The sequence below is a fragment of the Bacillus sp. KNSH39 genome (genome assembly GCF_052656585.1).
The window spans coordinates 2757440-2774179 of sequence record NZ_JBQXYO010000001.1; the positions used below are offsets into that span (position 1 = coordinate 2757440).

Consider the following 16740-nt stretch of genomic DNA (forward strand, 5'->3'; position numbering starts at 1 on the left):
TAAAAACTTGAACATATCATACCACAAGTGATAACCATTTTCATTGAAAAAAATGTAAAAAAAATGTGAGTTAAATGTGAAACACGTTTATTCGAATATAGAATAAACGTGTTTCACACTAATTATAGAATCGAAATGTATGTGTCTCCTCATCAATTAAACTCGCTTCTTGAAAGGCTTCTTCTAACGTTTTCCCATGGTTAATAACCCCATAAAATAAGCGTATAGTAAACATAAGTGCTGCATTTCCATCTACATAATCAATCGATCCAATATATGATTTCGCACCACTATGTAAAAAAGACTTTGCTAGATTTTGCTCCCCTAACGTGCACCCGCTATTTACAATATGTGTATTATGCAATTTTGCATATTTATAAATTTCTTCTGTACCAAAATACCCTCTCGGTTCATCTTGTTCATATACTTCTTCGCCTAACTCTTCCATGACAAACTTCCCTTCTTCACCATGAAAGCAAAAAATAATATAATTAATATCGTTAAATAATTTCTTTCCAGAAAGAACTTCCACAAAATCTTTCGGTCTACCAATCCAATATGTCACAACCCTTGCACCAAAATATTCAAGAGATGCTCGGATTGATTGCGCCTCTAAATCCGAATTAAAACCAACTACTAGTGCAACATTCAACATACAACCCCCATCCTATAATCAGCCCTTATCAATCAGAATTTTATGGGATAAATCCATTTCATATATGCCCGTTTCTTTCAAAAAATCTGATCTAGTTAAAACGACTTTCTGTAAATATTGCCTATATGCTGTAATTGTTCCATCGTGAGATACAATGCAAATTCTTTCCGCACCCAGTTCATAACACCAAAGAAGAAATTTATCTACTATTTGCTGAAAACTATTCTCTGAAATAGTGTTTATACCTTCCTTCCATAACTGATTATTTGAGCTTTTCTCTATCGAAAAATGCGGAAATAACTTTGTTATCATTCCCTGATCTACTATATAATCGCACGGTAATGTTCTCGCTTCTTCTCGATAAGGAAAAATACGCGGAGATACATATGGATGAACGATTTTTTGACAAGCAACTTTCGCACTCCATATTGTCGCCGTTTGCAAAGTTCTAAGTGTAGGACTAGCAATTAATATATCCGCCTCTTGTAATGGCACATTGCATTGAAGTAATTTAGCCTGATTCCTTCCTTCATCCGTCAATGGCGGATGAAGCACTTTTAAACTTGATGGCAAATCCCTTGTATGTTCTCCTTCCCCGTGCCGAACAAAGACGATTTTCATCCCCTTCCTCCTCTCATTATGAAATCCTCTTACATATTTCTTCCCTATCTCATACTTTATTCCTGCTATATGAAAACCAATATGTAAAAAACATTTGACATGAAACTTTGTAAAATATTACAATATTATATGTAAAAAACTTTTTACATATAAAGGAGAATTACATATATGAAATGGATAATTGTCTTTATTGGAATGATTGTATGGGGATATATAAACGGCTTCTTTAGTAGTGATAAAACTGCTAATCCTTGGATTACAGATGATGAACGTGAAACAAAAATTAAGCAAAAAGCAATTACGGCAAGCTGGTCCGGTGTTTTTATGTTTTGTACCATTAGCCTCTTAAATAAATGGTTAGGTTTAAGCACAAACGATAAATCACCGTACTTACCAGACACTATCGCAGCTATTTTAAAAGAAAATGTAGAGTTACAAGTTTTACTCATGCTATTTGTTATGTATGGAATATTTTACTTACATTATCGAAGAAAATTAAGTGCCTAACTTCTAACTCATGATTATCCTCCTAAATGGTTATAGTAATCATGACAAAATGAAAGGAGAGATATAAACATGAGTAACTCGAATGAATTTTTAGATACACTACATGAAAAACAAGCAAAAGATGAACAAAATAGAAAGCGCCAAGGGAACGGAAACCCAGCGAAAAAAAAGCCAAATAAAACACATAAATAACAGTAAAAAACTGCCTAAAACAATCTTTTAGGCAGTTTTTTATTCTTCTTTTACCGAGATAACATTTCCCCAATTCCATTTCTCATAATACCATTCTGGTACATCTATATTTTCAATCCACTTCATTTCATGCTTTCCATCCTTATGAGCAAGCCATACATCCGCTTTCTTACGGTCTGAACGTATCCATATTAATTGATTACTCTTATTCATGAAGAGCGGATGATAATCTCCTTGCCTATGAGGTAGCTTTGTGATTCGATGTTGTTCGTCACTTGTACTATCGATCTCATATAAAGATGGTAGTGGTCTTTTTTCTGGTGGAGTTTCTATTCCCGCCTCTTTTGCTCGTGAAACGATAATTACGTTATCATTCTTCCATGTAAAATCCCAATCGACATATCCTTTCGGTGTAAATGTGTTCTGCTGAAGTGCTGGAAATTCTTTTACTTTCAAATGTTTATTCTCTAATGCAACTCTCCCGCTTCCTTCAATATAGGCCAATATATTGTTGGCTGGCGCCCATTTGAACCATTGTGTGTTTAATAACATTTGATCTACCTTTTCAAAACGACTACCATCTGCACGAACTAAGCAAAGCGTATTGCTATCAGCTGACCATGAAGCTGTCGGTACTGCTAAAAATGAAATCCACTTTTGATCTGGCGACCACTGAAAGCCACTTGCAACTAATGCTAGGAAATCATCATGTTCATTTGGTAATGCATACAAATGCTTCATTTTGTGAGGATTCATATGTGCATCTTTTTGCACTTCATATAGCTGAGCCCCTGTCCATCCTGTTGGAAGTAAGTGTGCTTCAGAGGATACAAAAAACTTCTTTCCATCAGGATACCATGCATAATCTCCTACACCTGCCGATACATTTTCAAAATCTGTATTCTTTTTTTCTACATCAAATGTATGTAATGTACCTGTAAATATAAATGCAATTATATTTTCTGTTGGTGACCATTGATAATTCGATGCTTCTGAGTGAAACGGCGTAACTTTCTTTCCATCTTTCAACCGATATAACTCAAGAATACTTTGTTTCTTCCCTTTTACATACGCTAGCCACTCCCCATCATATGACCACTTCGGCCCTGTTATGTACTCTCCTTTTGTAATCTGTATTTCTTTCCCATCAACTTTAATCCAAAGATTATGATGACGAATAAAAGCAACTTTCACACTATTATTTTCTGCACTAGTAATAGTGATAGAACATAAAAACATAAACAACACTACACTACTACGTACTATTAGCCTTTTCATACCATCACTCCATTTCCCTCATAGCATTCCTCACTTTATCCCTACAATATGTGAAAAATATCGATTCGACATAATCAGAAAAAATTTCCCAAGAAATTTTCAATCCATAGAGGATTGGTATGAATTATGTCGAAAGTATAGTTTAGCCAACATTTATATGTATAATTTCTAACTAAAATGCAAGATTTTATTTCTGAATATTGGCACTTTTTATTAGGGGGAGTATCAATGAAAAAAACTACATCTACACTATTAAGCATGGCGCTTGTCTTTTCTAGTTTTGGAGCTTTAAGTGCTCATGCTGAATCACTACAAAAGGAGAAGCAATTTAGTCCACAATTAAAAACAACGATTGAACAGTGGGGAGAACATAAAATCGCTCAAAATGTTGAAACGAAAACAACAAAAGAAATATCAGTAATTGTAGAATTACAACATGCACCTCTCGCTGCTCAAAGTAATATTCAGCATGCTCCAGATTTACAAAATAGTAATGCACAGTCTTATCATGCTGAGCTCAAAAAAGCACAAGAAGATACGACTAAGAAAATAAAAGAAAAAGCACCTGGTGCAAAAATTAAAAAAGTGTATAATACGTTATTTTCCGGATTCTCTATTTCAATTCCTGGAGATCAAATTACCTCTCTTGCCTCTTTACCTGAAGTAAAAGCAGTCTATCCGAACTTAACATATAAATTGCATGAAACATCAAAAAGTGCTACTAACGAAGAAGCACCAAATATCGGTGGACCGACAATTGGTGCACCTGAAGCGTGGAATTTAAAAGATCCATTTGGCAAACCGCTTGATGGAAAAGGCATGAAAGTAGCCATTATCGACTCTGGCGTAGACTATACACACCCTGACCTAAAGGCAAATTATATCGGTGGATATGACACGGTTGATGAAGATAACGATCCAATGGATGGTAACGTACATGGTACTCATGTAGCTGGAATTATTGCGAGTAACGGAAAAATTAAAGGCGTTGCTCCAAACGCTTCTATTCTAGCCTATCGTGTAATGAATGACGGTGGAACTGGTACAACAGATGATATTATCCAAGGAATTGAGCGAGCAATTCAAGATGGTGCGGATGTGTTAAACCTCTCCCTTGGGCAGGATTTAAATGTACCTGATCAGCCTGTAACATTAACGTTAGAACGGGCAGCGAAACTTGGTGTTACTGCTGTCGTTTCAAATGGAAATGACGGACCAAAACCTTGGTCTGTTGATGCTCCCGGTAACGCAAGTAGTGTCATTTCTGTTGGAGCATCTACGGTTTCTATCCCGTTTCCAACATTCCAAGTAACTGGTTCCAGCAAAACATATCAAGGGTTACCATTATCAAAATCCGATTTTCCAATAGGAAATGATTCTCCTCTTGTATATGTTGGTTATGGCAATCCAAGTGATTATGCAAAACAAGATGTGAAAGGGAAATTCGCACTTATTTTACAAGGTACTTCTAGTACATTAGTAAAAGCAGAACAAGCGAAGCAAGCTGGTGCACTTGGTGTGTTATTAATCTCTAGCGAAAAAGAAATTAATATGATGCCGGAATATTTTTCACGTGAACATCTAGCTGTCCCAGTAATGCAATTATCAAATACAAATGGGGAAGAATTAAAAACTTTAATTACAAAACGAAAGAAAAATATAAAAATTGGACAACCAAAGCAAACAGAACTTATCGGTAACTTTAGTTCAAGAGGACCATCACAAGGAAGTTGGCTAATAAAGCCTGATGTTGTTGCACCTGGAGTACAAATTACTAGTACAGTACCGCGAGGCGGCTATGAATCGCATAACGGAACAAGTATGGCTGCTCCGCAAGTAGCTGGAGCGGTTGCCCTCTTGCGTCAAATGCATCCTGATTGGACGACAGAACAATTGAAAGCGGCTCTTGCCAACAATGCCAAAACATTACATGATGTCAATGAAAATGCATACCCTGTTATGGCACAAGGATCTGGTTTAATTAACATTCCGAAAGCAGCTCAAACAAATGTATTAGTAAAACCTAACAATGTCAGCTTCGGTCTTATTAAGCCCAATAGCGGAAAAGTAAAACTGACGCAAAATGTTACATTACAAAACCTTTCTAGTAAAAAGAAAAGTTTTTCAACTCGTGTGGAATTACTAGATGCAAACACAAAAGTAAGAGCTTCTGTCCCTTCATCGATTAGCATACAACCAAATAGTAGTACCGAAAAACCATTTACTATCACTGTAGATAGCTCACTACCACAAGGTGTGTATACTGGAAATGTATATGTAAAAGAACAAGGGGCAAAAGAAGAAATTCGAATTCCATTCACATTTAGTATCGATCCTAAAGATTATAAACGTATCGATGGACTTGAAATTATTAATTCTACTTTTAGCCCAAATGGCGACCACGTACTAGATGATAATCTCATCAACTACTATTTAGTTGCGCCTGTGGATGATGTCACATTGCATGCAAATTTAGTTACGAAAGAACGTGTAACGTATCAAGGGATTATCCATCAAGCTAAAAATGCAACTCCTGGATACAAACCTTTCAAATGGAATGGTACAAAAGCCGATGGCACTCCTTTAGCTGACGGGCTATATCAAATCGAAGCAGTTGCTTCTAATTCTGGCGGAGAAACAAAACAAACAGCTGCTGTATTTCTTGATCGAACTGCACCTAAGTTAACATACGAAGTTGACCAAGAAAATCTCGTAATTAAAGGAAAAGTTGATGATATTCTACTAGATTGGATGTCAGAATCTGGTTGGATAGCACCTGGTATTCCAGTGAGAATGCAATATGAAATTAACGGAAATGGTGTATGGGACCAGGCATTCCTGAACCCTTGGGAGAAAAGTTATGACATTTATTTCGATCGTACTCAATTACAAGAAGGAAAAAATACTATTCACATTGTAGCAACTGATGCAGCTGGCAATACCTCTAATTTAACTGTTAATTTAGAAGTGAAATAAAGTGAAACTTTAATCAGTGGAGATTTCGTTCATCCCCACTGATTATTAGCCTTCACCAATCGGGAGTTACGGGCAGTTAATCTCCCCTCTCACTTCTTTACTCCAACCGAATTTTGAGGTAGGAATTTTACTGCTCATTAACACGGGATAAAAATTTTTGTTGACAATTTTTTTAATATAGTTTTATAATACAAAACATAGTTTAGTTGAACGAATTATATATCGGCTTTGAAGGAATACTAGTAGCGACTTATATCACTGTCTCAGAGAACTGATGGTTGGTGCGAATCAGTACATATACAAGCGTGAATTACAATTCTGGAGCTTCTTTCCCGTAATGCTTTTTATGCATGAAGAGAAAGACGGATCTTTCCGTTATCGTAAAGTGAGTGGTAAACAATTAGTTGTTTACAAATAGGGTGGTACCGCGATTTTTATCGTCCCTATCGGATTTTCCGATAGGGACTTTTTTGCGTCCATCCTCTTACACAATTTCATATATACGCGTTGAAAGAATCGCAGTAGTATCTTATATCCCTGTTACAGAGAGCTAATGGTCGGTGGAAATTAGCACATATATAAGTATGAATTACAATTCTGGAGCTTCTTTTTCGTAGTGCTTTTATGCATGAAGGAAAAGACGGAATTTTTCCGTTATCATTAATTGAGATGTAAGTATATTTTCACTTACAAATAGGGTGGTACCGCGATTCTTTCGCCCCTATCGGACTTTCCGATAGGGGCTTTTTCTATTTCTCACAGAAACAGATGTTAAATAATTCCGAATCTTATGATAAAATTTTATAAGCGCTTACAAAAATGAAAGGAGGTGATACAAGCTATACGAAATCGATATTCAATTTTATTGAAAAAAAGGAGGATGTCTAAATGACAAAGAAAACAGAAATTCCATCACATTTAAAACCATTCGTATCCACACAACATTATGATCAATACACACCGGTGAATCACGCTGTGTGGCGTTATATTATGAGACAAAATCATAGCTTCTTAAAAGACGTTGCTCATCCAGCCTATGTGAACGGACTACAATCATCTGGTATTAATATAGATTCAATTCCAAAAGTAGAAGAAATGAATGAGTGTTTGGCACCAAGTGGCTGGGGTGCTGTAACGATTGACGGACTTATTCCCGGCGTAGCATTCTTCGATTTCCAAGGACACGGATTACTACCGATCGCAACAGATATTCGGAAAGTAGAAAATATCGAGTACACACCAGCGCCAGATATCGTACACGAAGCCGCAGGACACGCACCGATTTTACTTGATCCTACATATGCAAAATATGTGAAACGTTTTGGGCAAATTGGTGCAAAAGCTTTCTCTACAAAAGAAGAACATGATGCATTTGAAGCTGTTCGTACATTAACGATAGTAAAAGAAAGCCCTACTTCTACTCCTGATGAAGTTAAGGCTGCTGAAAATGCTGTAATTGAAAAACAAAACTTAGTTTCTGGTTTATCAGAAGCTGAACAAATTTCACGTCTTTTCTGGTGGACAGTAGAATATGGATTGATTGGAAATATAGATGATCCAAAAATATATGGTGCTGGTCTCCTTTCTTCTGTTGGCGAAAGCAAACATTGCTTAACAGACGCTGTAGAAAAAGTTCCATTTTCTATCGAAGCATGTACAGGGACAACTTATGACGTAACAAAAATGCAACCACAACTATTCGTTTGCAAGTCCTTTGAAGAATTAACAGATGCGCTTGAAACATTTTCTAAAACAATGGCCTTTAAAACAGGTGGAAAAGAAGGTTTAGAAAAAGCAATTCGCTCTGAGAACTATGCAACAGCTGAGCTAAATAGCGGATTACAAATTACAGGTACATTTAGCGAGACAATTGAAAACGATGCAGGTGAATTAATTTACATGCGAACAAATTCGCCAACGGCATTAGCACTTCATAATAAACAGTTAGCGAATCATTCTACTTCTGTACACAGTGACGGATTTGGAACACCAATTGGATTACTCACTGAAAATATTGCATTAGAAAATTGTACAGACGAACAACTACAATCATTAGGAATTACAATTGGAACTACCGCTGAGTTTACTTTTGCAAGTGGTATTCATGTAAAAGGAACAGTAACAGATATTGTAAAAAACGATAAGAAAATTGCTCTTATTTCCTTTATCGATTGCACAGTTACTTATAACGCCCGCGTTTTATTTGATGCTTCATGGGGCGCATTTGATATGGCTGTTGGCTCACAAATCACTTCAGTATTCCCAGGTGCCGCAGATGCAGCAGCATTTTTCCCAATGGATGAAGAAGTTCAAGAAATTCCTGCTCCACTTGTACTGAATGAACTTGAACGTATGTATCAAACAGTTCGAGATATTCGAAGTGAGGGGATTTTACACGAAGCGCATATCGATCAATTAGTAGCAATTCAAGAAGTATTAAATAAATTTTATGCGAAAGAATGGTTGCTGCGCCTTGAAGTATTAGAGTTACTTTTAGAGCATAACAAAGGGCATGAAACATCTGCAGCATTACTACATCAACTTTCTACTTTCACAACTGACGAAGCTGTAACACGCCTTATTAACAATGGTCTTACGTTACTTCCAGTAAAGGATGTGAAAAATGATGCTAAGATTAACTGAAGAAGAAGTTCACGAGGAATTATTGAAGGTAGATAAATGGATGGTAAAAGATGAGAAATGGATTGAACGAAAATATATGTTTTCCGACTACTTAAAAGGAGTCGAATTTGTCTCTGAAGCCGCCAAACTATCAGAAGAACATAATCACCATCCATTTATCCTTATCCAGTATAAAGCAGTTATTATTACTTTGTCATCTTGGAATGCAAAAGGTTTAACGAAACTAGATTTTGAGCTTGCAAAACAATTTGACGAACTATTTTTACAAAACGAAAATGCAATTATAAGAAAATAAAAAAGAGAAGCCTTTTTAGGCTTCTCCTTTTATTTTGAAATGGATACAATGTCCAAATGGATCCTCGACTTGTAATATTCCATCTTTGTACGTAGCAATCTTGCCAATATTTTTTAAGCTTTCACATACTTGCTCTTTTTGTTTTTCATCCGCTAGTACAATTGTGAAATATTTTAAACCAACAGAACCTGGCATTTGCGGTGGTACCCCTTCACCTTGCCACGTATTTAAACCGATATGGTGATGATAACCACCTGCTGATACGAACAACGCTCCATTACGAGCTGGGATCGTTACTTCAAAACCAAGACCATCAACATAGAAACGTTTCGCTTCCTCTAAATCAGCTACATGGAAATGAATATGCCCCATCACAGTACCAGCTGGAAATCCATTCCATGTACTTCCTTGCTGTAATAATTCTTCACCAGCTAACGGGTTACTAACAAATGGGAGTTCTCCATTCTCATCACGCCAAACTTCTTTTTGTCGATCATGATAAATTTCAATCCCGTTTCCATCTGGATCAGCTAAATAAAGAGCTTCACTAAAGTAATGATCGGCTCCGCCATGTAGTGGATATACCATCTCTACAAGATGACGAAGAACATTCGCTAAATCCTGCCTACTTGGTAATAAAATTGCGTAATGATATAACCCTGTTCTTCCTCTTTGTTTCGGAAAAGCTTCTTTCTTTTCTTCAATGATAAGAAGTGGTTCATCATTTTCATTCCCAAATGTAACGACTGCTTCTTCTTCTTTTAGCACCTTCATACTTAGTACTTCCGTATAAAACTCTAGTGATTTCTTTACATTAGATACGTATAAATGAACAACATCAAGTGTTGTATCGGGATGAAGTTGAAAACTCATCTTGTTAGCCCCCATTTAAATTAGTTCTTCTTTGACATTTTTTCTTTTAAGAAATTATCTACAAAACCATCAGCTTTTGCAACAAATAAATATGCACCCATTGCTAATAATGCAAGTTCTAATTCGAAACCAGGATTTTTTCCATCTCCCAATAAACCAGCTGACCATTTCACTTTTACGATTGCTCCAACCATAACAAGCGCAAATAATAATCCAATATATCTTACACCTAAACCTAGAATTAATAATAGGCCTCCAACTAATTCAAATGTTGCTACACCGTATGCAAGTCCTCCTGGTAAACCAATGCTTGTAAACCACCCTGCAATATTGTCAATTCCTGATTGGAATTTTGTTAAACCGTGCATGAAGAATGTTACCCCTAACACGATACGAATAATTAAGTTACCAATATGTTGATTCATTTCTTTCTCTCCTTTATAGTTTTCTTATACAAAACTTTTATTTACATTACAAAACATACACTAATTTTTTTTATTCGTCAATTCATTTTCACTGGGAAAAAATATATTTTTTTTGCTATGATACAAATAGTTGTTTACAAAAAGGAGCTTGATTTTATGAATATTGGTTCTGCAATACGTGAAATTCGTCAACGTAGGGGCATAACAATCGCACAAATTTGTGAGGGAACAGGTCTTTCTAAAGGATTTATGAGTCAGGTTGAAAATAATAAAACATCACCATCTATCTCAACTTTAGAAACGATCTCCAATTTTTTAAACGTTCCCCTTCCCTATTTATTGTTAGAGCAAAAAGATCGATTAAAAATTGTCAAAAAAGAAGAACGGAAATACAGTGTATACGGCAAAGATGAGCAAAGAATTGAACATGTTGCGGAGCAAGGGGGCCTTCGCCTATCTTTAGTAGAAATCCCTACTGGATTCCCGAAAGAAAATTCACCAAATGCCCATGAAGGGGAAGAATGTCACCTTGTATTACGCGGAAAATTAGAAGTTCAGCACGGTGAGGATATTGCAATTGTAGAAGAAGGTGATTCTTTCTCATGGAATGCATGCGTTCCTCATATTGTTCGTAATATAGGAGAAGAAACTGCATTATTACTCATCTCTAGTTATGCAGAAAATCGAAAACGTGTTTACTAAATAATAAAAAAGAAGCCTGTTAAACAGGCTTCTTTTTTATCCCCTTATAATTCCATAACTTGTCCCAACTAGTACAGTCTTTTCATGCTGATTGCGATAAACTGACTCGATTGAAACTTTTTTATAGCCTTCCATTTGCTCAACATTTGTTAAAGTTAGTTCACAAGTGATCGTATCTCCTGTGAAAACTGGTCTAATAAACTCACTTACTAATTCTCTTGCTATGTAATGTAACTCTTCTCCCACTTTCGTCCCAATGCTAGCAGTCAATAAACCATGAACCATTAATCTTCCATTTTCATCGTATTCCACATGGTGTCTACCTTTATCACCGGTAATATTTGCAAATTCAAAAACTTCTTCCTCAGTAAATCTTCTTTCATATTTAAATACATCCCCAGCTTTTACACTCATTTTTATCCCCCTAATAATAAACAGAATTTTCTTTTATTTTATCATAAAACGAGCCTCAATCCATTCTCTATTATCAAAAGTCTCAAAATTACCTCGCTATACTTTTTTACTTTCCATTCATTTATCGGTGACCATCTCTTTTCGCGACTTGGTATCCATAATACGCACATGTTCCATTTCTCGATAGCTCTCTAACTTCAAATCCACAACTTCTATAAAAATCAAAATTGTTCGCTGATGTATGCGCAAACCAATCACCGTGGGGAAGTTTTTGCAGGCAAAGAGCTACAAGCTTCTTACCTAATCCCTTCCCTCTATATTCACACTTCACAACTAAATTTACTATGTTCGCAATCATAATTCCATCAGAAATGACTCTAACCATCGCAATCATCTCTTCCTCATCCCAAATTGTGAAAGCCCATGTTGAATTTTCGAATGCTATCGTAAATTTTTCAATTTGCCAAGAAGGGATATTATCATTACTCCAACCGGCATCTTCAAATAAAGCTTTAATTGCATATGCTGGTACACTACTCGTTCCCTCACGAATAATAAGTCCATTATGATAAATGTACATGTAACCCCTCCCTTTATTTTCATATACCATTCTTCAAAAAATGCAATTTACCTTTAAAAAAGTAATTTTTTCATCCAACACGCTTAATAGAATAAACTAGAGCATCGATTCCATGAAATGACGTTGTTTTCTCGTAGCTGAGCCCAGTTTTTCTAGCAACAAATATTGAGGCAGGATGATTCGGATTAATAAGAGAAATTAATTTATTCATTCGTAATGCTTGGAAACCATAGTCACGAAATGCTGCCGCCGCTTCTTTTGCATACCCTTTTCCCCAATACTGAGGAAGTAACCAATAACCAATTTCAATTTCCTCTTTTCCATCTATTTTCTGCTTTACCAGCCCTGCATGACCAATTCTTGTTCCCGTTTCCTTTTCAATCAATACAAATAAACCGAGACCGTTTTTATAGCTAGGAATCACCCATTCCTCCAGACTTTTTTTACACTGCATATATGTTTTTAATGTCCCATTTCCAATGTAACGCATTACCTTCTCGTTCCCCCATAGTGAAGCGTAGAACTGTAAATCATCCATTGTATATTTGCGAATTTGTAAACGTTCTGTATGAAACATGCTGGCACTCCTTTCCACTAATTTATTCTTCATTTCACGATCATGTTTTGTATGTATACGGTATGTTACTATTTATTATAAAGTGAAACTTTAATCAGTGGGGAATTTTGTTCACCCCACTGATTATTAGCCTTTACCAATCGGACGTTTACGGGCAGTGGATCTCCCGTCTAACTTCTTTGCTTTAACTGAATTTTTAGGCAAGAGTCTTACTGCCTGGAAAATAGCGGGATAAATGAACCAACGATAAAATACACAATATTCATTCCAAATAACTAAAAAAAGCAGTAGACAAATATTGTCCACTGCATCCATATCATAACTAGCATAAAGAAAACTACAATTGAGGGGGGTGTAGGATTTTCAAATATACTAGATACTTATCCCGTTCTAACGGGCGGTAAACTTTCCAATTGTTTCAAGTGAAAAGTTTACCGCTCATAAGAACTTCCTTCGTTCATTAAGATAGTATTGCTAGATAATCATATACACGCTTAGATTTCTCTCCACCCATTCGTGCATGTTGAAGAAGAGAAATACCATGAGGGCCAGATGCACGCAATGCTTCTGGTTGAGCTACTAAAATAGCTTGTACAACTTCTAATTCACCAAGCATAGCTGCTGCAAAAATATCCATCCGAGCACCCTTTTCTAGTAAATAAAGAGCAATATCTTTACGACCTACATGTGCCGATGCGCCTAACGCACTTTCCCAATCTGATCCACCCCAATTATAAGAAGCGTGAAGTAAGCTTGGTGATTCAACCAATAGCTCTTGTACTTTCTCTAAATCCCCGTGAGCTGCCATAACAAATTCTCTTACTAATTCAGTGGTAATACGCTCTTCTGTTTGCATCGCTCTTCTCCCCTTTTAGAAATTCGTTTCGGTGTAAAAAAAGGCTTGTCACTTCCTTGAAAAATATCTACATCTATGCCAAATACATGTTGAAACATTTCATGGCATAGTACTTCTTCTGGTATACCATCATACTGAATCTTTCCTCGCTTTAATACAAGTAAACGATCGCTATATTGAGCAGCTTGGTTAATGTCATGTAAAACCATTATAATTGTCATTCCAAACTCCTCATTTAATCGTTTCACAAGTTCCATTACTTCCAACTGGTGAACGATATCTAAAAAGGTTGTTGGTTCATCCAATAATAAGACATTTGTACGTTGCGCTAACGTCATCGCAATCCAAGCACGTTGCCGTTCCCCTCCTGATAAAGAATGTAAAAGACGATATTCATACCCTTCAAGATTTGTAACAGACAATGCCCAATCAACAATTTCTTCATCTTCTTTATTTAAGCGGCTACTCCATGATTTATGTGGACCTCTTCCGAACTCAATTAGTTCTTTCACTGTTAAATCTAATTGATGATCATGCATTTGTGGTAACATTGCTAATTGCTTCGCTACATCAGCACTCTTCATCATATGAATATTTTTCCCATCTAAAATGATGTCCCCTTCGCTTTGTTTCAGTAGCCTTGCTATTAAACGAAGCAAAGTAGATTTTCCCGATCCATTCGGACCAATTAAACTAACGATTTCTCCAACCTTAATATGTACATTCATATTTTGCATTTGAAATCTTTCAGAGTGTGCGTAAAACACTTTGTTAACGGAAATCACTTTGTTTTCCTCCTCTATGAATTAAATATAAGAAGAACGGACCACCTAAGAAGGACAGTAAAATACCAACAGGCAATTCGATTGGGTCAAACCAACTTCGAGCTATTGCATCCGCAAAAACAAGTAATACCCCGCCGCCAAGGCATGATAAAGGTAGCAAATATCTATAATCATTTCCAACTAATAAACGTAGCATATGTGGTACGACAAGACCGACAAATCCAATAAGACCAGACACACTTACTGCAATTCCAGCTAATAATGTACTTACTACGATTAAATAAAACCGACTTTTTTCCACATTATGTCCTAATAACTTTGCCATTTCATCTCCAAGCATTAACACTCGAATATGCTTAATACCAAAGAAAGCTAATATAATGGCGAATATTGCATAATAAATAATCATGTTTAAATGTGCCCAACTTACACCACCAATACCGCCCGCTAACCACGGTAACACCGATTGTACTTTGTCACTATGTAATAACATTAATGCTGACGTTGCTGCACCAATTAATGCATTGATCGACACCCCTACTAAGACGATTCTTGAAGGTGGTGCCCCTTTTTGCCATGATAAAGCATAAATAACCATCGCTGTTATGAAAGCTCCTAAAAACGCCCCTAGTGGTAAAAAAGCTAGATGCTGTGGGAATAAAATCATGATGACAATTGCTACAAAGCCTGCTCCAGATGAAACTCCGATAATACCAGGATCTGCAAGAGGGTTTCTCATAACCCCTTGTAGCAGTGTACCAGATGCAGCTAAACATGTTCCTACTATAAACCCAATAAGCACTCTCGGTATGCGAAGATCCCATACAATTCGATGAACTGTCGAACCTTCCTCTTGTATACCTGTTAAAATATCTCGTATAGAAAAGGATAAACTTCCTGCGAAAAGACCGTACAAGAGACCTAGGATTGTTAATATAACTAAAGTAACTGCTATTATCCATCTTTTTTTCGCAAAAGGATGTTCCTTTTCTCTTACTACTTCACTACTTTCCATACGTATCATTTCCTTACATCTTGTATACTTTTATACATAAAGTCCATTGCTTCTGTAACTTTTGTACCAGGATTAGATCCAAATAAATTAGGTGGCAAAATAACTACGCGGTTTTGTTTTACTGCCTCTAAATTTTTCCACGCTTCATTTTTCATCATTTCGCCTTCGAATGCTTTTTTCACACTTTTTGGATCTCCGTGTGTAATTAAATAAATCACATCTGGATTCGCCTCAATAATACGTTCTACACTTAGCTGTGCATATTGCGGATATTCTTTCGTTTCTGGAAAATCAGAAGCAATATTTTTTCCTCCTGTTTTTTCTAAAATATCACCTGATAAAGATGTTGGTAATGCCGCTAAATAAGTACCTGGTGCGCCATACACTAGCAATGCTTTCACATCGCTCTTTTTCTCATATTTCTTCATTTGATCATTCATTTTTTGATTAATTTCTTTTGCTTTATCTTCTTTCTTCATTACCGTTCCATATAATTCAATATTCTTTTGAATATCTTGTACAGAATTCGCAGAAGAAATGATAACTTGCGTTCCTTGTCCTTCAACCGTTGGCACATTCTTTTGGAATCCATTGTTAGCAACAAGTACATCGGGCTTTAAACTAGCAATTTGCTCAAAATTCGGTTGATGTGCATTCCCAATTACTTGTGCTTTCTTTAACTCCTCTGGAAGAGTTAATTTCGTATCCGGGCGACCTACTATTTTTCCACCTAAAGCATGAATAATATCCATGTCCCCCATACTTAATGTTGCAAAACTTTCTGGCACTTTATCGAATGTTACCTTTCTTCCTGATAGGTCGGTAATTTCGATTTTCTCTTTTCCTTTTTCTGTTTTGGTTGCAGACGCTTTTTCGTCCCCTTTGGCACTGCAACCTATTAACAAGAAAAAAATAGATAAAATCGCTGTAAATAGCGTAATAGATTTTTTCATTCCTTCACCTCTAATTGATAATGATAATCATTAACTACTATTCTACTTTAATTGATAAGGATTATCATTGTCAACATGAAACGCATACATTTTTCTACAAAAAACAAAAAGCGTGACAAAAAGATTTTTTCTTTTCGCCGCGCTCTAGTTAACAATATTATTCACATTCATTTTCCTCTAGCTGGTCACGCATCACTTTCACACGCTGAAAGAAAAAGAACGATAAACTTAAAAATATAACGATGCTCCCCATCATAACAAAAAATTGGATTGTCTCTTTTGCTCCATTCGGAATCAACAAGCCAACCATTAACAATGTACTTACAGCGAGAAGAATTTGTCCGAACCGAGTATAGTCTTCTATTTTTCCTTTTAATTCTTTCATTATATTCT

The 16740-nt window shown here is 36.1% G+C and carries 19 protein-coding genes and 2 other annotated features; of the genes, 6 read left to right on the forward strand and 13 right to left on the reverse strand.

Translation table 11 applies throughout. From position 1 onward, the window contains the following. Nucleotides 1-118 precede the first annotated feature (118 nt). The gene (locus ACUL40_RS14085; protein ID WP_139019743.1) at nt 119-655 is read right to left on the reverse strand and encodes a delta-aminolevulinic acid dehydratase; all 537 of its coding nucleotides are present in this window, start codon (nt 653-655) and stop codon (nt 119-121) included. Between the two features lie 18 nt (nt 656-673). Further along, the gene (locus ACUL40_RS14090) at nt 674-1276 is read right to left on the reverse strand and encodes a histidine phosphatase family protein (protein ID WP_000706238.1); all 603 of its coding nucleotides are present in this window, start codon (nt 1274-1276) and stop codon (nt 674-676) included. Between the two features lie 168 nt (nt 1277-1444). Between ACUL40_RS14090 and ACUL40_RS14095 the strand changes: the two genes are divergently transcribed. Together ACUL40_RS14095 and ACUL40_RS14100 are read left to right on the forward strand one after the other, a co-directional pair. Next, on the forward strand, nt 1445-1783 hold the full coding sequence (locus ACUL40_RS14095) for a hypothetical protein (protein ID WP_000871150.1): 339 nt from the start codon (nt 1445-1447) through the stop codon (nt 1781-1783). A gap of 69 nt (nt 1784-1852) precedes the next feature. Next, nucleotides 1853-1975, forward strand: coding sequence for a DUF4023 domain-containing protein (locus ACUL40_RS14100; RefSeq protein ID WP_000071866.1), 123 nt, complete (start codon nt 1853-1855; stop codon nt 1973-1975). A 39-nt stretch (nt 1976-2014) separates the two neighbouring features. On the opposite strand, the gene ACUL40_RS14105 is transcribed toward ACUL40_RS14100, so the two are convergent. Next, a complete protein-coding gene (locus ACUL40_RS14105) occupies nt 2015-3253 on the reverse strand; it encodes an eIF2A-related protein (protein WP_063220099.1) in 1239 nt (412 codons plus the stop codon). A 228-nt stretch (nt 3254-3481) separates the two neighbouring features. On the opposite strand from ACUL40_RS14105, the gene ACUL40_RS14110 reads away from it, so the two are divergent. From ACUL40_RS14110 to ACUL40_RS14120, 3 genes are all read left to right on the forward strand, one after another. After that, nucleotides 3482-6229: a S8 family peptidase gene (locus ACUL40_RS14110; protein WP_139019745.1), complete on the forward strand. Its 2748-nt coding sequence runs from the start codon at nt 3482-3484 to the stop codon at nt 6227-6229. Nucleotides 6230-6448: 219 nt separating this feature from the next. Next, nucleotides 6449-6677: a binding site (T-box leader), on the forward strand. A 50-nt stretch (nt 6678-6727) separates the two neighbouring features. Continuing rightward, nucleotides 6728-6955: a binding site (T-box leader), on the forward strand. A gap of 162 nt (nt 6956-7117) precedes the next feature. Next, nucleotides 7118-8872 carry an aromatic amino acid hydroxylase gene (locus tag ACUL40_RS14115; protein WP_139019746.1) on the forward strand — a complete coding sequence of 585 codons (1755 nt, stop codon included), beginning with the start codon at nt 7118-7120 and terminating at the stop codon, nt 8870-8872. Further along, a complete protein-coding gene (locus ACUL40_RS14120; protein ID WP_000979538.1) occupies nt 8853-9167 on the forward strand; it encodes a 4a-hydroxytetrahydrobiopterin dehydratase in 315 nt (104 codons plus the stop codon). The genes ACUL40_RS14115 and ACUL40_RS14120 overlap by 20 nt, the downstream gene beginning before the upstream one ends. Before the next feature lie 15 nt (nt 9168-9182). Here the strand turns inward: ACUL40_RS14120 and ACUL40_RS14125 are convergent, their stop codons facing one another. Further along, complete coding sequence (locus tag ACUL40_RS14125) at nt 9183-10040, reverse strand: VOC family protein (RefSeq protein ID WP_000009840.1); 858 nt, start codon at nt 10038-10040, stop codon at nt 9183-9185. A gap of 20 nt (nt 10041-10060) precedes the next feature. Beyond that, on the reverse strand, nt 10061-10465 hold the full coding sequence (locus ACUL40_RS14130) for a DoxX family protein (protein WP_001071553.1): 405 nt from the start codon (nt 10463-10465) through the stop codon (nt 10061-10063). 156 nt (nt 10466-10621) lie between these two features. Between ACUL40_RS14130 and ACUL40_RS14135 the strand changes: the two genes are divergently transcribed. Continuing rightward, on the forward strand, nt 10622-11167 hold the full coding sequence (locus ACUL40_RS14135; protein ID WP_001020693.1) for a helix-turn-helix domain-containing protein: 546 nt from the start codon (nt 10622-10624) through the stop codon (nt 11165-11167). A gap of 36 nt (nt 11168-11203) precedes the next feature. Here the strand turns inward: ACUL40_RS14135 and ACUL40_RS14140 are convergent, their stop codons facing one another. From ACUL40_RS14140 to ACUL40_RS14175, 8 genes are all read right to left on the reverse strand, one after another. Then, nucleotides 11204-11581 (reverse strand): MaoC/PaaZ C-terminal domain-containing protein, encoded by a 378-nt coding sequence (locus tag ACUL40_RS14140; RefSeq protein WP_000111564.1) that lies wholly within the window; start codon nt 11579-11581, stop codon nt 11204-11206. Nucleotides 11582-11702: 121 nt separating this feature from the next. After that, complete coding sequence (locus ACUL40_RS14145) at nt 11703-12161, reverse strand: GNAT family N-acetyltransferase (protein WP_000276126.1); 459 nt, start codon at nt 12159-12161, stop codon at nt 11703-11705. A 70-nt stretch (nt 12162-12231) separates the two neighbouring features. Then, on the reverse strand, nt 12232-12771 hold the full coding sequence (locus tag ACUL40_RS14150; protein WP_004408018.1) for a GNAT family N-acetyltransferase: 540 nt from the start codon (nt 12769-12771) through the stop codon (nt 12232-12234). A 427-nt stretch (nt 12772-13198) separates the two neighbouring features. Further along, the gene (locus ACUL40_RS14155) at nt 13199-13594 is read right to left on the reverse strand and encodes an ankyrin repeat domain-containing protein (protein ID WP_001192766.1); all 396 of its coding nucleotides are present in this window, start codon (nt 13592-13594) and stop codon (nt 13199-13201) included. Then, entirely contained in the window at nt 13561-14379 is an 819-nt protein-coding gene (locus ACUL40_RS14160; protein WP_000626552.1) for an ABC transporter ATP-binding protein, read from the reverse strand. The genes ACUL40_RS14155 and ACUL40_RS14160 overlap by 34 nt, the downstream gene beginning before the upstream one ends. Next, nucleotides 14366-15394 (reverse strand): FecCD family ABC transporter permease, encoded by a 1029-nt coding sequence (locus tag ACUL40_RS14165; RefSeq protein WP_002026345.1) that lies wholly within the window; start codon nt 15392-15394, stop codon nt 14366-14368. The genes ACUL40_RS14160 and ACUL40_RS14165 overlap by 14 nt, the downstream gene beginning before the upstream one ends. A gap of 5 nt (nt 15395-15399) precedes the next feature. Beyond that, nucleotides 15400-16347 carry an ABC transporter substrate-binding protein gene (locus tag ACUL40_RS14170; RefSeq protein WP_000748458.1) on the reverse strand — a complete coding sequence of 316 codons (948 nt, stop codon included), beginning with the start codon at nt 16345-16347 and terminating at the stop codon, nt 15400-15402. A gap of 157 nt (nt 16348-16504) precedes the next feature. Next, entirely contained in the window at nt 16505-16732 is a 228-nt protein-coding gene (locus ACUL40_RS14175; RefSeq protein ID WP_000661263.1) for a YrhC family protein, read from the reverse strand. Nucleotides 16733-16740 lie beyond the last annotated feature (8 nt).

Excerpts from the sequence above, each read along its gene's own strand:
- ACUL40_RS14090 (WP_000706238.1), bottom strand. The coding sequence starts at position 1,276 with ATGAAAATCGTCTTTGTTCGGCACGGGGAAGGAGAACATACAAGGGAT.
- ACUL40_RS14175 (WP_000661263.1), bottom strand. The coding sequence starts at position 16,732 with ATGAAAGAATTAAAAGGAAAAATAGAAGACTATACTCGGTTCGGACAA.
- ACUL40_RS14115 (WP_139019746.1), top strand. The coding sequence starts at position 7,118 with ATGACAAAGAAAACAGAAATTCCATCACATTTAAAACCATTCGTATCC.
- ACUL40_RS14165 (WP_002026345.1), bottom strand. The coding sequence starts at position 15,394 with ATGGAAAGTAGTGAAGTAGTAAGAGAAAAGGAACATCCTTTTGCGAAA.
- ACUL40_RS14120 (WP_000979538.1), top strand. The coding sequence starts at position 8,853 with ATGATGCTAAGATTAACTGAAGAAGAAGTTCACGAGGAATTATTGAAG.
- ACUL40_RS14145 (WP_000276126.1), bottom strand. The coding sequence starts at position 12,161 with ATGTACATTTATCATAATGGACTTATTATTCGTGAGGGAACGAGTAGT.
- ACUL40_RS14125 (WP_000009840.1), bottom strand. The coding sequence starts at position 10,040 with ATGAGTTTTCAACTTCATCCCGATACAACACTTGATGTTGTTCATTTA.
- ACUL40_RS14110 (WP_139019745.1), top strand. The coding sequence starts at position 3,482 with ATGAAAAAAACTACATCTACACTATTAAGCATGGCGCTTGTCTTTTCT.
- ACUL40_RS14105 (WP_063220099.1), bottom strand. The coding sequence starts at position 3,253 with ATGAAAAGGCTAATAGTACGTAGTAGTGTAGTGTTGTTTATGTTTTTA.
- ACUL40_RS14085 (WP_139019743.1), bottom strand. The coding sequence starts at position 655 with ATGTTGAATGTTGCACTAGTAGTTGGTTTTAATTCGGATTTAGAGGCG.
- ACUL40_RS14100 (WP_000071866.1), top strand. The coding sequence starts at position 1,853 with ATGAGTAACTCGAATGAATTTTTAGATACACTACATGAAAAACAAGCA.
- ACUL40_RS14130 (WP_001071553.1), bottom strand. The coding sequence starts at position 10,465 with ATGAATCAACATATTGGTAACTTAATTATTCGTATCGTGTTAGGGGTA.
- ACUL40_RS14135 (WP_001020693.1), top strand. The coding sequence starts at position 10,622 with ATGAATATTGGTTCTGCAATACGTGAAATTCGTCAACGTAGGGGCATA.
- ACUL40_RS14150 (WP_004408018.1), bottom strand. The coding sequence starts at position 12,771 with ATGAAGAATAAATTAGTGGAAAGGAGTGCCAGCATGTTTCATACAGAA.
- ACUL40_RS14095 (WP_000871150.1), top strand. The coding sequence starts at position 1,445 with ATGAAATGGATAATTGTCTTTATTGGAATGATTGTATGGGGATATATA.
- ACUL40_RS14155 (WP_001192766.1), bottom strand. The coding sequence starts at position 13,594 with ATGCAAACAGAAGAGCGTATTACCACTGAATTAGTAAGAGAATTTGTT.
- ACUL40_RS14170 (WP_000748458.1), bottom strand. The coding sequence starts at position 16,347 with ATGAAAAAATCTATTACGCTATTTACAGCGATTTTATCTATTTTTTTC.
- ACUL40_RS14140 (WP_000111564.1), bottom strand. The coding sequence starts at position 11,581 with ATGAGTGTAAAAGCTGGGGATGTATTTAAATATGAAAGAAGATTTACT.